The following is a 13,206-nucleotide window of genomic DNA, read 5'->3' as shown; positions in this document are numbered from 1 at the left end:
ACCGTCATCTCTCAAGGAGGACGCTTCCGACATGAAGGCCGTCGTGATGGCCGGAGGCGAAGGCACCCGCCTTCGCCCCATGACCTCGAGCATGCCCAAGCCGCTCCTGCCCGTGGCCAACCGCCCGATCATGGAGCATGTGCTCCGCCTGCTGAAGCGGCACGGGCTCACCGAGACCGTGGTGACCGTACAGTTCCTGGCCTCCCTGGTGCGGAACTACTTCGGTGACGGTGAAGAGCTCGGCATGGAGCTCACCTATGCCAACGAGGAGAAGCCACTCGGCACCGCGGGCAGCGTCAAGAACGCCGAGGAGGCGCTCAAGGACGATGCGTTCCTCGTCATCTCGGGCGACGCCCTCACCGATTTCGACCTCACCGACCTGATCCGTTTCCACAAGGAGAAGGGCGCCCTGGTCACGGTCTGTCTGACGCGCGTCCCCAATCCGCTGGAATTCGGCATCACGATCGTCGACGAGCAGGGCAAGGTCGAACGCTTCCTGGAGAAGCCCACGTGGGGTCAGGTCTTCTCCGACACCGTCAATACGGGCATCTATGTCATGGAGCCCGAGGTCTTCGACTATGTGCGGCCCGATGTCCCGGTCGACTGGTCGGGGGATGTCTTCCCGCAGCTGATGAAGGAAGGCAAGCCCATCTTCGGCTATGTGGCCGAGGGCTACTGGGAGGACGTCGGCACGCACGAGAGCTATGTGAAGGCGCAGGCCGATGTCCTGGAGGGCAAGGTCGACGTCGACATAGACGGCTTCGAGATCTCGCCCGGCGTCTGGGTGGCCGAAGGTGCCGAGGTGCATCCCGACGCGGTCCTGCGCGGCCCGCTCTACATCGGCGACTACGCGAAGGTCGAAGCCGGCGCGGAGATCCGCGAGCACACGGTCGTGGGCTCCAACGTCGTCGTCAAGAGCGGCGCCTTTCTCCACAAGGCCGTCGTCCACGACAACGTCTACGTCGGACAGCAGAGCAATCTGCGCGGCTGTGTCATCGGGAAGAACACCGACATCATGCGGGCGGCCCGGATCGAGGACGGCGCCGTCATCGGCGATGAGTGCCTCGTCGGTGAGGAATCGATTATCCAGGGCAATGTCCGGGTCTATCCCTTCAAGACCATCGAGGCCGGCGCATTCGTCAACACCTCCGTCATCTGGGAGTCCCGGGGGCAGGCCCATCTCTTCGGCGCCCGCGGTGTGTCCGGGATCCTCAATGTGGAGATCACGCCCGAGCTGGCGGTCCGGCTCGCCGGCGCGTACGCGACGACGCTGAAGAAGGGAGCCACCGTCACCACGGCACGTGACCACTCCCGTGGCGCCCGCGCCCTCAAGCGCGCGGTGATCTCAGCGCTTCAGGCCAGCGCCATCGACGTCCGCGATCTGGAGAACGTCCCCTTGCCGGTGGCCCGGCAGCAGACCGCGCGGGGCAGTGCCGGCGGCATCATGATCCGTACGTCGCCCGGGGTGCCGGACTCGGTGGACATCATGTTCCTGGACGAGCGCGGCGCCGACCTCTCCCAGGCGGGGCAGCGCAAGCTCGACCGGGTCTACGCCCGCCAGGAGTACCGGCGTGCGTTCCCCGGCGAGATCGGCGATCTGTCCTTCCCCTCCAGCGTCTACGACTCCTACACCGGTTCGCTGCTGAGGTCCGTGGACACCACCGGGGTCGCCGAGGCGGGGCTGAAGGTGGTCGTCGACGCCTCGAACGGCAGCGCGGGGCTCGTTCTGCCCAGCCTGCTGGGCCGGCTGGGCGTGGACGCGCTCACCATCAACCCCGGGCTGGACGAGGCCCGTCCCACCGAGACCGCCGACACCCGCCGTTCCGGGCTGGTGCGGCTGGGGGAGATCGTGGCGTCGGCGCGGGCCGCGTTCGGGGTGCGGTTCGACCCGGTGGGGGAGCGGATCTCGCTGGTGGACGAGCGTGGTCGCATCGTGGAGGACGATCGCGCGCTGCTGGTCCTGCTGGACCTGGTGGCCGCCGAGCGGCGCAGCGGGCGGGTGGCGCTGCCGGTGACCACGACCCGGATCGCCGAGCAGGTGGCCGCGTACCACGGGACGCAGGTGGAGTGGACGACGACGTCGCCGGACGATCTGACGAGGGTGGGCCGGCAGGAGTCGACGATCTTCGGCGGCGACGGGCGCGGCGGCTTCATCATCCCGGAGTCCAACAGCGTCTTCGACGGTACGGCCGCTTTCGTCCGGTTGATCGGGCTGGTGGCCCGGACGCAGCTCACGCTCAGCCAGATAGACGCGCGGATCCCCAGGGCGCACGTGCTGCGGCGGGATCTGGCCACGCCGTGGGCCGTCAAGGGTCTGGTGATGCGGCATGTGGTGGAGGCCGCCGGGGACCGGTCGGTGGACACGACGGACGGGGTGCGGGTGGTCGAGGCCGACGGGCGCTGGGTGATGGTGCTGCCGGACCCGGCGGAGGCGGTGACGCACCTGTGGGCGGAGGGGCCTGACGACGCCTCCGCGCAGGCGCTGCTGGACGAGTGGTCGGCGGTCGTGGACGGCGCCGGGCGCTGACGCTCCTGGGGGGCGTCGTCCTGCCTGGGCCGGGGGATGTTCCCCCGGTGTTCCGGGAGTGTCGTGAATCCGTACCGGATCCGGCACGCCGGTGGGGCCATTGGGAGACGACGCCCCCGACGTGCGACGATGTGCGGCATGTCGCAGCAGCCCCCCGTTCGGAGCACCTCGTCGCCACCGTCGCGCCCCGACGCGTCGATGTCGCTGCTGACCAATGTGATGGATCACAGCCTCGACGAGGGCTACGCGGAGGCGGCGGCCCGGCGGGCCGAGGGCGCCAAGGGCCTGCCGAGCACCTTGCGGGCCAAGTTGGGGCTGGCCGCGGCGCTGCTGCTGTCGGCCGTCGTGGTGACGCTGGGGGCGGCGCAGGCGCGGATATCGGCACCGACGCTGGCCAAGGAGCGCGAGCAGCTCATCCAGCGGATCGAGGCGGAGACCTCCGCCGCCGACAGCCTCCAGAAGAACGTCGACTCCCTGCGGGACGCGGTCGGCACCAAGCAGCGTGACGCGCTGCGGAAACACGGCGGGGACAAGGCCGAGTTGGTGTCGCTGCTCGCCGGAGCCACGCCGGTGCGCGGGCCCGGGGTCAAAGTGGTGGTCGACGACGCCAAGCAGGCCCGGACCAGTGGGGGCGGGCCCCGGGAGAGCAGTGGCTTCTCCGACACCGGGCGGGTGCGCGACCGCGACATGCAGCGTGTCGTCAACGGTCTGTGGCAGTCCGGCGCCGAGGCGATCGCCATCAACGGTCAGCGGCTGACGGCGCTGTCGGCGATCAGGGCCGCGGGTGACGCCATACTGGTCGACAACAGGCCGCTGGTGCCGCCGTACACGGTGCTGGCGATCGGGGACGGGCAGCGGCTCAGCACCGCGTTCCAGGACAGCGTCGACGGCCAGTACCTGCATGTGCTCCAGCAGAACTACGGGGTCCGCGCGAGCATTTCCACTCAGGACGAGGTCCGGCTGCCCGCCGCGCCGAGTCTGATCGTACGTACCGCAACACCAGGGAAGGGCACATCGTGATCGCCGTATTGGGCCTCATCGTGGGAGTCGTGGTCGGGCTGGTCGTCCGTCCCGTGGTGCCGACGGCGGTCGAGCCCTACCTTCCCATCGCCGTCGTGGCGGCGCTCGACGCGGTGTTCGGCGGCCTCCGGGCGATGCTGGACGGGATCTTCGACGACAAGGTCTTCGTGGTCTCGTTCCTGTCCAACGTGGTCGTGGCCGCGCTCATCGTCTTCCTGGGCGACAAGCTCGGCGTCGGCGCGCAGCTGTCCACCGGTGTGGTGGTCGTCCTGGGCATTCGTATCTTCTCCAACGCGGCCGCCATCCGGCGGCACATCTTCCGGGCGTGAGACCGATGAGCGCAGACGACACTCCCGACAAGTCCGGACAGCAGGGACGGCCTGAAGAGCCGGGGAAAGAGGAGAAGCGGGAGCGGCCCGAGCCGTCGGCCGGGGAACCGGGCGAGCGCGTCGGCGAACCTGGCGAGCCGGAGACGGAGCGCCCGGAGGAGGAGCGTCCCGAGCCGGTGTCCGGGGAGGCCGCAGAGCCGGGGGCCGGGGCGCCCGGCCCCGGGGAGCCCGGTCCGGAGCAGCCCGTACCCGGCCCCGTCCCCCCAAAGAAAACGGCTCCCGAGGCCGCGCCGTTGACGGGGCGTCAACGGCTGATGAGCGGGCTGTGGCCCCCAAGGCTGACGCGTGCCCAGCTCACCGTGGCGGTGCTGCTGTGCGTCCTCGGGCTGGGCCTGGCCATCCAGGTCCGTTCGACGAGCGACAACAGCGCCCTGCGCGGCGCCCGGCAGGAGGATCTCGTAAGGATCCTGGACGAACTGGACAACCGCACCAAGCGGCTCGAGGACGAGAAGCGCCGGCTGGACGGTCAGCGGTCCGAGCTGGAGAGCAGCTCCAACCAGGCCGCCGAGGCCCGTAAGCAGACCGCGCAAAAGGAGGAGCAGCTCGGGGTGCTCGCGGGTACGGTGGCGGCCGAGGGGCCCGGCATCGAGCTCACGGTGAGCGACAGCAAGGGGGCCGTGGAGTCGGACAAGCTGCTCGACACGATCCAGGAGCTGCGGGCCGCCGGCGCGGAGGCGATCCAGATCAACGATGTCCGGGTCGTCGCGGGTACCTACTTCTCGGGCTCCGCGGGAAAGGTGGAGATCGATGGGAAAAAGGTCTCGCAGCCCTATAAGTTCAAGGTCATCGGCAAGCCCCAGGATCTGGAGCCCGCGCTGAACATCCCGGGTGGTGTGGTGCAGACTCTCGAGAAGGAGCAGGCGTCGGTGAGTGTCTCCCGGTCTGAGAAGATCATTGTGGACGCCTTGCGCCCGGCGAAGCGGCCTGACTACGCTCGGTCGTCATCGCAGTGAGACGGGCGCGCGAGCGGGGCTCGTGGGGAGGGCGGGAGGTTGCGGGGGGTCGGCGCACCAAGTCAAGGGTGCGTGATGGAAACTGTCTGTTGACTGCGGACGTTGTAGAGATGTCCAGGTCGGACGGTGTGTGCAGCAAGGGTTTGTCCTGCCCCACGGGCGGGTCTGTTTCGGTCAAGGGGAATCGCCCGTGAAGTTGTTTGCGAAGTTGTTCGGCAAGAGCGCACGCCAGGACGGCGGTACCGCCCGGCACCGGGCGTCGCGGTCCGGGGAGGGCGGCGAGAACGCCCAGGAAGGCCGCCCGCTGTTCCGGGACCAGGTCGACGCCCAGGGCTACGGGGGCGACATTCCGGGCGGTCCGGGCGCGTCCGCTGTTGACCCTGCCCAGGCGGGGCGCATAGGTTTCGGGGCACCAGCGACCTCAAGTGCGGGTGGAGGGTTTGCCTTGCCGGTATGTACGAGGTGTGGCCACCGGAACGCCGAGGCCAGCCGGTTCTGTTCCAACTGCGGTGCTCCGCTGCGGCCGGGCGCGGTCGCCGAGCGCGCGTCGGAGACGACCTCGACCATCTCCATCTCCGGTCTCGAGGCGTACGACTCGGAGACCACCGGGCAGACGGCGATCCCTGCGCTCTCGCCCGAGGCGCAGGCCGCGGTCGAGGCGCTGCCCCAGGGCTCGGCCCTGCTGGTGGTCCGCCGGGGCCCCAACTCGGGTAGCCGTTTCCTGCTGGACGCGGAGGTGACCACCGCGGGCCGCCACCCGCAGAGCGACATCTTCCTCGACGACGTCACCGTCTCGCGCCGGCACGTGGAGTTCCGCCGGGGCCACGACGGCAGCTTCACCGTCACCGACGTCGGCAGCCTCAACGGCACGTACGTCAACCGTGAGCAGATCGAGTCGGTCGTCCTGTCCAACGGCGACGAGGTGCAGATCGGCAAGTACCGGCTGGTCTTCTTCGGCAGCCAGCGGGGCATCTGACCGGTTCCCGGACGCGGTCCGGGGCACCTCCAGGGAAGGGCCATGCTTCGAACACCGTCGGGCGGTACCGGATCCTCCGGTGCCGCCGGCGCGGAGGGCCGGCTGGTGAGCATCGGAACGGTGCTCAACCTGTTGCGCGAGGAGTTCCCCGAGGTCACCATCTCCAAGATCCGTTTCCTGGAGGCGGAGGGCCTGGTGGAGCCCCGGCGCACCCCGTCCGGCTACCGCAAGTTCAGTACGGAGGACGTGGCCCGGCTCGCCTATGTGCTGCGGGTGCAGCGCGATCACTACCTCCCGCTCAAGGTCATCCGGGAGCAGCTGGACGCCCTGGCCCGGGGCGAGCGGGTCCAGCTGCCCGCCCCCGCGCAGCCGAAGGACGCCCTCGACCTCGCGGACGTCCTGGACGAGCCCGGGGCGCCCACCGCGGCCCCCGGAGGGCCCGAGGGGCCCGTGACGGCCCGTATCGGCCGTACGGAGCTGCTGGCCGGCGCCGGGGCCACCGAGGAGGAGCTGGCCGAGTGGGAGTCCTACGGGCTGCTCACGGCCCACCCGGACGGCGGATTCGACGCCGATGCCCTCACGATCGCCAAGCTCGTCGCCGACCTGGGCCGTTTCGGTCTGGAGCCGCGCCATCTACGGGCCGTGAAGGCCGCCGCCGAGCGGGAGGCCGGTCTCGTCGAGCAGGTGGTCGCCCCCCTGCGCCGGCACCGCAATCCGCAGACCAGGGCCCATGCCGAGGCCACGGCCAGGGAGCTGGCCGCCCTGTCCGTACGGCTCCACGCGGCCCTGGTGAGGGCCGCGCTCCAGCCCCGCGGCCAGTGACAGTGAGTGCCCGACTACCCAAACCCGCCGGGCACGGCCTAGGGTTGCTGTGTGAACGAGCTCGATGTCGTGGGTGTCCGGGTGGAAATGCCCTCAAACCAGCCGATCGTGCTCCTGCGTGAAGTGGGAGGCGATCGCTACCTCCCGATTTGGATCGGACCGGGAGAGGCGACGGCGATCGCCTTCGCCCAGCAGGGCATGGCGCCTGCCCGTCCGCTGACCCACGACCTGTTCAAGGACGTGCTGGAGGCGGTCGGACAGCAGCTCGCGGAGGTTCGCATCACGGATCTGCGCGAAGGCGTCTTCTACGCGGAGCTCGTCTTCGCCAGCGGGGTGGAGGTCAGCGCGCGGCCGTCCGACGCCATAGCGCTCGCGCTGCGCACCGGTACGCCGATCTACGGCAGTGACGGGGTGCTGGACGACGCGGGGATCGCCATCCCGGACGAGCAGGAGGACGAGGTGGAGAAGTTCCGCGAGTTCCTCGACCAGATCTCGCCCGAGGACTTCGGCAGCAGCAGCCAGTAGGCCGCATTCGAGTAGCTTTTCCCGCTACCTGGACACGTAAAACCACTCTCAGGGTGATTATCACTCGGCGTGCCGAGTGTGGCGATCGTTGACGCACCCCGAGCGACTGCCTACCGTCGAGAAGGCAGGTCAAGGACGGAGGTCGGCGTGAGAAGCACGGGCGACGGTACGGCGGTCGGCGGTCCGTATCCGCTGCATGGGGGAACGGTCGAACCAGTGCCCCGCTATTCCGCGACGGCGGCGGTGACCACCCCACGGGGAAGCGAGTCCGAGGGGGCGGTCGCCTCCCGGAGCTCCGAAGGCATCGGGTACCGGGGGCCGACGGCGTGCGCGGCCGCGGGTATCACCTATCGGCAGCTCGACTACTGGGCGCGTACAGGGCTCGTGGAGCCCAGTGTGCGGCCCGCGTACGGGTCGGGCAGCCAGCGGCTCTACAGCTTCCGGGACGTGGTCGTCCTGAAGATCGTGAAGCGGCTGCTGGACACCGGGGTCTCGCTCCAGAACATCCGCACCGCCGTGCAGCATCTGCGCTCGCGCGGCATGGCCGATCTGGCGCAGATGACGCTGATGAGCGACGGCGCCACGGTCTACGAGTGCACCTCGCCCGACGAGGTCGTCGACCTCCTCCAGGGCGGTCAGGGCGTCTTCGGGATCGCCGTGGGCGTCGTCTGGCGGGATGTGGAGAGCGCTCTGGCCCAGCTCCACGGGGAGCGGGTGGACACCGGTGAGACGCTCGTGGGCCACAACCCGGCCGATGAGCTCGCCCGCCGCCGCAACCGGGCGGGCTGAGGCCCCCCGGGGCCGCCGTACGACAGCGTGACAGGGCGCCCCGCGCAGGCCGTGACAGCGGTCGGCGCGGGGCGTCTCTTCGTACATCGGTGCGAATGTCAGTGGTATGCGGCAGCATCTGTCCTGTGAGGGGTGCGCCGACGATTCTCCATCTGGACATGGACGCGTTCTACGCTTCGGTGGAGCAGGCGTCCAAGCCGAGCCTGCGCGGAAAGCCCGTGGTGGTGGGCGGGCTGGGTCCCCGCGGCGTGGTGGCCACGGCCTCGTACGAGGCGCGGGTCTTCGGCGTCCACTCCGCCATGGCGACGGCCCAGGCCCGCAGGCTCTGCCCCAACGCCGCCTATCTCACCCCGCGGTTCGCCCTGTACCAGCGGGTCAGCCACGTGGTGATGGGGCTGCTGGGCGAGCTGTCCCCGCTGGTGGAGCCGCTCAGCCTCGACGAGGCGTTCGTCGACCTGGAAGCGGGCGGGGTGCCGCCCACCGGCGCGGCCGCCCGCGCGGTGGCGGAGCGGCTGCGGCGCGACATCGAGGTGGCCACGGGGCTCACGGCCTCGGTGGGGCTGGCCGGCTCCAAGATGTTCGCGAAGATCGCCTCCGAGGAGGCCAAGCCGGACGGCCTCAAGATCATCGAGCCCGGCACGGAGCTGGAGGTGCTCGGCCCGATGTCCGTCCGGACGATTCCGGGCGTCGGCCCCGCCACCGCCGAAACGTTGCGGCGCGCCGGTATCACCACCGTGGCGGAGACGGCCGAGGCCGGCGAGGACGAGCTGGTGCGCCTCCTCGGCAAGGCCCACGGCGCCGGCCTCCACGCCCTGGCCACCGGGCACGACGACCGCCCCGTCGTCGCCGAGCGGGACGCCAAGTCCGTGTCCGTGGAGGACACCTTCGCCGAGGACCTCACCGACCGGACCCGGGTACAGATGGAGATCGCTCGCCTCGCCGACCGCTGCGTGACCCGGCTGCGCGGCGCCGGGCGCTCGGGCCGCACGGTCGTCATCAAGGTCCGGCGGTACGACTTCTCGACCCTGACCCGCTCGGAGACCCTGCGCGGCCCGACCGACGACCCCGCCGTGGTGCGCGAGGCGGCCGCCCGGCTGCTGGAGGGAGTGGACACCACGGCCGGGGTGCGGCTGCTGGGCGTCGGCGTCTCCGGCCTCGCCGACTACACCCAGGAGGACCTCTTCGCCCAGGCCGCCGCCGGCGCCGCCGAGGCCGCCGCGGCGGCCAGGGCGGCCGGGGACGCCGAGGGGGCACCCCACGAGCCCGAGACGCCCCAAGAGCCCCAGAGGGCCCCCGAGGGGCCGCCGCAGTGGCTTCCCGGCCTGGACGTCCGCCACGACGAGCACGGGCCGGGCTGGGTGCAGGGCAGCGGCGTGGGACGGGTCACCGTCCGCTTCGAGGAGCCCTGGTCGGCGCCCGGCCGGGTGCGGACCTTCCGCGTCGACGACCCGGCGCTCCACCCCGCCGAGCCCCTGCCGCTGGTCCGCCCGGCCGACGATCAGCCGCCCGGGCCGCCCGCCCCCTCCGGGTCCCCGGAAGCCGTATCGTCGGGTGCCGGGGGCGGCTCGGGCGAGGGCAGCTCCAGCCCGTAGTGCCGGTAGAGCCGCAGCTCCTGCGCGGGGGAGAGGTGCCGGCCCACCCCGAAACCGGGCGCCTCCCTGATCAGCGCGCGCTCAAAGGGGATCCGCAGCCCGTCGTCCTCCACCCGGCTCGGCTCCAGCGGCACGAAGGCGTCCCGGCCGAAGAGGCCGGTGCGCACGGCGGCCCACTCCGGCACGCCGGTCGCGTCGTCCAGATACACCTCGTCCACGGTGCCGATCTTCACGCCGTCCCGGTCGAAGGCCTTGCGCCCGATCAGGTTCCGGGGGTCGATGTCGGTCTGCACGGCTCCTCCGCTGCTCCCCGCCCATGACGGTCCTCGTCACCACGAAAAACCACGAAGGTGAAACCGGCCACTCGGGAGATCCACCCGGAAACCCTCGCTGGTAGGCTGGCCAGTGGCCGCAGACCCCGTGCGGGAGAGCTCTTCTCGAAGCCCACAAAGGCGTTCGTGGAAGGCGCCGAAGGAGCAAATCCTCCCCGGAATCTCTCAGGCACCCGTACCGCATGGACGAGGTCACTCTGGAAAGCAGGGCGGGCCCAGGTCAGGCAGCAACGCCGAAGCCCCTCCTCACCGACGGTGAAAGCCGGGTCGTGCGCCGCGGCCCGGTGAAGCTCTCAGGTCGAGATGACAGAGGGGGAGGCCGTTCGGGCACCCGCGCCGTGGTGCCCCTCGCAGGTCGCAAACGACCAGGAGGCCTCCGCAGATGACCGTCCACCGCATCGCCCTCACCGACCTGGAGCGCGGCACGCCCTTCGAGGCGCGCCACATAGGTCCCGACACCGCCGCCCAGGCCAAGATGCTCGCCCAGGTCGGTTTCGGCTCGCTCGACGAGCTCACCGCCGCCGCGGTGCCGGACGCGATCAAGAGCGCCGGGGCGCTCGGTCTGCCCGAGGCCCGCACCGAGGCCGAGGTCCTCGCCGAGCTCCGCTCCCTCGCCGACCGCAACACCGTGCTCACCTCCATGATCGGCCTGGGTTACCACGGCACGTTCACCCCGCCGGTGATCCTCCGCAACGTCATGGAGAACCCCGCCTGGTACACGGCCTACACGCCCTACCAGCCGGAGATCTCCCAGGGACGCCTGGAGGCCCTCCTCAACTTCCAGACGGTCGTCGCCGACCTGACCGGGCTGCCCACCTCCGGCGCCTCCCTCCTCGACGAGGGCACCGCCGCCGCCGAGGCCATGTCCCTCTCCCGGCGCGTCGGCAAGGTCAAGGACGGCGTCTTCCTCGTTGACGCCGACACCCTGCCGCAGACCGTCGCCGTCATCGAGACGCGCGCCGAGCCCACCGGCGTCGAGGTCGTCGTCGCCGACCTGTCCGCGGGCATCCCCGAGGAGCTCGCCGAGCGCGGCGTCTTCGGCGTCCTGCTCCAGTACCCCGGGGCCTCCGGCGCCGTGCGCGACCTCCGCCCGGTCATCGAGCGGGCCCACGAGCTCGGCGCGATCGTCACCGTCGCCGCCGACCTCCTCGCCCTCACCCTCCTCACCCCGCCCGGCGAGCTCGGCGCCGACATCGCCGTGGGCACCACCCAGCGCTTCGGCGTCCCCATGGGCTTCGGCGGCCCCCACGCCGGATTCATGGCCGTCCGCGACAAGTTCGCCCGCAGCCTGCCCGGCCGCCTCGTCGGCGTCTCCGTCGACGCCGACGGCGACAAGGCCTACCGCCTGGCCCTCCAGACCCGCGAGCAGCACATCCGCCGCGAGAAGGCCACCAGCAACATCTGCACCGCCCAGGTGCTCCTCGCCGTCATGGCCGGCATGTACGCCGTCTACCACGGCCCCGAGGGCCTCGCCGCGATCGCCCGCCGCACCCACCGCTACGCCGCGATCCTCGCCGAGGGCCTGCGCGCCGGGGGCGCCGAGGTCGTCCACGACACCTACTTCGACACCGTCACCGTGCGCGTGCCCGGCCGGGCCGCCGAGGTCGTCGAGGCCGCCCGCGAGCGCGGCGTCAACCTCCGCCCGACCGACGCCGACCACGTCGGTATCTCCTGCGACGAGACCACCACCCGCGCCCACCTGGCCGCCGTCTGGGCCGCGTTCGGCGTGGAGGCCGACGTCGAGGCGCTCGACCCGACGACCTTCGACGCGCTCCCCGAGAGCCTGCTGCGCGGCGACGAGTACCTCACCCACCCGGTCTTCCACCAGCACCGCTCCGAGACCGCGATGCTGCGCTACCTGCGCCGCCTCGCCGACCGCGACTACGCCCTGGACCGGGGCATGATCCCGCTCGGCTCGTGCACCATGAAGCTCAACGCCACCACCGAGATGGAGCCGGTCACCTGGCCCGAGTTCGGCCAGCTGCACCCCTTTGCGCCGGTCGAGCAGGCCGGGGGCTACATCACCCTCATCACCGAGCTCGAGGACCGGCTCGCCGAGGTCACCGGCTACGACAAGGTCTCCCTCCAGCCCAACGCCGGCTCCCAGGGCGAGCTCGCCGGCCTGCTGGCCGTCCGCGCCTACCACCGCGCCAACGGCGACACGCAGCGCACCGTCTGCCTCATCCCGTCCTCCGCGCACGGCACCAACGCCGCCAGCGCCGTGATGGCCGGCATGAAGGTCGTCGTCGTCAAGACCGCCGACGACGGCGAGGTCGACGTCGAGGACCTCCGCGCCAAGATCGAGCAGCACCGCGACGAGCTCGCCGTGCTGATGATCACCTACCCCTCCACCCACGGTGTCTTCGAGGAGCACGTCGCCGACATCTGCGCGGCCGTCCACGACGCCGGCGGCCAGGTGTACGTCGACGGCGCCAACCTCAACGCCCTGGTGGGCCTGGCGAAGCCGGGCCGGTTCGGCGGCGACGTCTCGCACCTGAACCTCCATAAGACCTTCTGCATCCCGCACGGCGGCGGCGGCCCCGGCGTCGGCCCGGTCGCCGTCCGCGCCCACCTCGCCCCGTACCTGCCCAACCACCCGCTCCAGCCCACCGCGGGCCCGGCCACGGGCGTCGGCCCGATCTCGGCCGCGCCCTGGGGCTCCGCGGGCATCCTGCCGATCTCCTGGTCGTACGTCCGCCTGATGGGCGGCGCGGGCCTCAAGCGCGCCACGCAGGTCGCGGTGCTCGGCGCCAACTACATCGCCAAGCGCCTGGAGCCCCACTACCCCGTGCTCTACACCGGCCCGGGCGGCCTGGTCGCGCACGAGTGCATCGTGGACCTCCGGCCGCTGACCAAGGCGACCGGCGTGAGCGTCGACGACGTCGCCAAGCGCCTGATCGACTACGGCTTCCACGCGCCGACCATGTCCTTCCCGGTCGCCGGCACGCTGATGATCGAGCCGACGGAGAGCGAGGACCTCGCCGAGCTCGACCGGTTCTGCGAGGCGATGATCGCCATCCGCGCCGAGATCGAGAAGGTCGGCACGGGGGAGTGGCCCGCCGAGGACAACCCGCTGCGCAACGCCCCGCACACCGCCGCCTCGGTGACGGGCGCGTGGGAGCACCCGTACACCCGCGACGAGGCCGTCTTCCCGGGCGGTCAGTCCAAGGCCGACAAGTACTGGCCGCCGGTGCGCCGTGTGGACGGCGCCTACGGTGACCGCAACCTGGTCTGCTCCTGCCCGCCGCTGGACGAGTACGAGGGCTGACGGGTACCCGCAC

At 71.2% G+C, this 13,206-nt stretch carries 11 protein-coding genes and 1 riboswitch; of the genes, 10 read left to right on the top strand and 1 reads right to left on the bottom strand.

The features are described from left to right. Positions 1–31: 31 nt before the first annotated feature. From EKH77_RS04775 to EKH77_RS04735, 9 genes are all read left to right on the top strand, one after another. Positions 32–2,527, top strand: coding sequence for a mannose-1-phosphate guanyltransferase (locus EKH77_RS04775; protein ID WP_126913189.1), 2,496 nt, complete (start codon positions 32–34; stop codon positions 2,525–2,527). A 138-nt stretch (positions 2,528–2,665) separates the two neighbouring features. After that, the gene (locus EKH77_RS04770) at positions 2,666–3,547 is read left to right on the top strand and encodes a DUF881 domain-containing protein (RefSeq protein ID WP_126913188.1); all 882 of its coding nucleotides are present in this window, start codon (positions 2,666–2,668) and stop codon (positions 3,545–3,547) included. Next, positions 3,544–3,876 (top strand): small basic family protein, encoded by a 333-nt coding sequence (locus EKH77_RS04765; RefSeq protein WP_071964751.1) that lies wholly within the window; start codon positions 3,544–3,546, stop codon positions 3,874–3,876. Before EKH77_RS04770 ends, EKH77_RS04765 begins: the two co-directional genes overlap by 4 nt. 5 nt (positions 3,877–3,881) lie before the next feature. After that, positions 3,882–4,889, top strand: coding sequence for a DUF881 domain-containing protein (locus EKH77_RS04760; RefSeq protein ID WP_126913187.1), 1,008 nt, complete (start codon positions 3,882–3,884; stop codon positions 4,887–4,889). Between the two features lie 130 nt (positions 4,890–5,019). Continuing rightward, on the top strand, positions 5,020–5,865 hold the full coding sequence (locus EKH77_RS34715) for an FHA domain-containing protein (RefSeq protein WP_397614537.1): 846 nt from the start codon (positions 5,020–5,022) through the stop codon (positions 5,863–5,865). Between the two features lie 42 nt (positions 5,866–5,907). Beyond that, the gene (gene ftsR, locus EKH77_RS04750) at positions 5,908–6,687 is read left to right on the top strand and encodes a transcriptional regulator FtsR (RefSeq protein WP_126913185.1); all 780 of its coding nucleotides are present in this window, start codon (positions 5,908–5,910) and stop codon (positions 6,685–6,687) included. Positions 6,688–6,738: 51 nt separating this feature from the next. Next, a complete protein-coding gene (locus EKH77_RS04745; RefSeq protein ID WP_126913184.1) occupies positions 6,739–7,212 on the top strand; it encodes a bifunctional nuclease family protein in 474 nt (157 codons plus the stop codon). A 147-nt stretch (positions 7,213–7,359) separates the two neighbouring features. Then, the gene (locus tag EKH77_RS04740; RefSeq protein WP_126913183.1) at positions 7,360–8,001 is read left to right on the top strand and encodes a MerR family transcriptional regulator; all 642 of its coding nucleotides are present in this window, start codon (positions 7,360–7,362) and stop codon (positions 7,999–8,001) included. 125 nt (positions 8,002–8,126) lie between these two features. Further along, positions 8,127–9,593: a DNA polymerase IV gene (locus EKH77_RS04735; RefSeq protein WP_164737739.1), complete on the top strand. Its 1,467-nt coding sequence runs from the start codon at positions 8,127–8,129 to the stop codon at positions 9,591–9,593. Here the strand turns inward: EKH77_RS04735 and EKH77_RS04730 are convergent. Continuing rightward, the gene (locus tag EKH77_RS04730) at positions 9,500–9,886 is read right to left on the bottom strand and encodes a PRC-barrel domain-containing protein (RefSeq protein WP_126913181.1); all 387 of its coding nucleotides are present in this window, start codon (positions 9,884–9,886) and stop codon (positions 9,500–9,502) included. The genes EKH77_RS04735 and EKH77_RS04730 overlap by 94 nt on opposite strands. Before the next feature lie 120 nt (positions 9,887–10,006). Continuing rightward, positions 10,007–10,116: riboswitch (glycine riboswitch) on the top strand. Positions 10,117–10,307: 191 nt separating this feature from the next. On the opposite strand from EKH77_RS04730, the gene gcvP reads away from it, so the two are divergent. Further along, the gene (gcvP, locus tag EKH77_RS04725) at positions 10,308–13,193 is read left to right on the top strand and encodes an aminomethyl-transferring glycine dehydrogenase (RefSeq protein WP_126913180.1); all 2,886 of its coding nucleotides are present in this window, start codon (positions 10,308–10,310) and stop codon (positions 13,191–13,193) included. Positions 13,194–13,206 lie beyond the last annotated feature (13 nt).

It is taken from the genome of Streptomyces luteoverticillatus, assembly GCF_003970715.1.
GTDB classification, from domain to species: domain Bacteria; phylum Actinomycetota; class Actinomycetes; order Streptomycetales; family Streptomycetaceae; genus Streptomyces; species Streptomyces abikoensis.
The sequence above is the reverse complement of the archived record's forward strand: the minus strand, read 5'-3'. Positions and strand labels throughout refer to the sequence as shown.

Coding starts and splice junctions, on each gene's coding strand:
- EKH77_RS04775 (WP_126913189.1), top strand. CDS start 32: ATGAAGGCCGTCGTGATGGCCGGAGGCGAAGGCACCCGCCTTCGCCCC.
- EKH77_RS04770 (WP_126913188.1), top strand. CDS start 2,666: ATGTCGCAGCAGCCCCCCGTTCGGAGCACCTCGTCGCCACCGTCGCGC.
- EKH77_RS04760 (WP_126913187.1), top strand. CDS start 3,882: ATGAGCGCAGACGACACTCCCGACAAGTCCGGACAGCAGGGACGGCCT.
- ftsR (WP_126913185.1), top strand. CDS start 5,908: ATGCTTCGAACACCGTCGGGCGGTACCGGATCCTCCGGTGCCGCCGGC.
- gcvP (WP_126913180.1), top strand. CDS start 10,308: ATGACCGTCCACCGCATCGCCCTCACCGACCTGGAGCGCGGCACGCCC.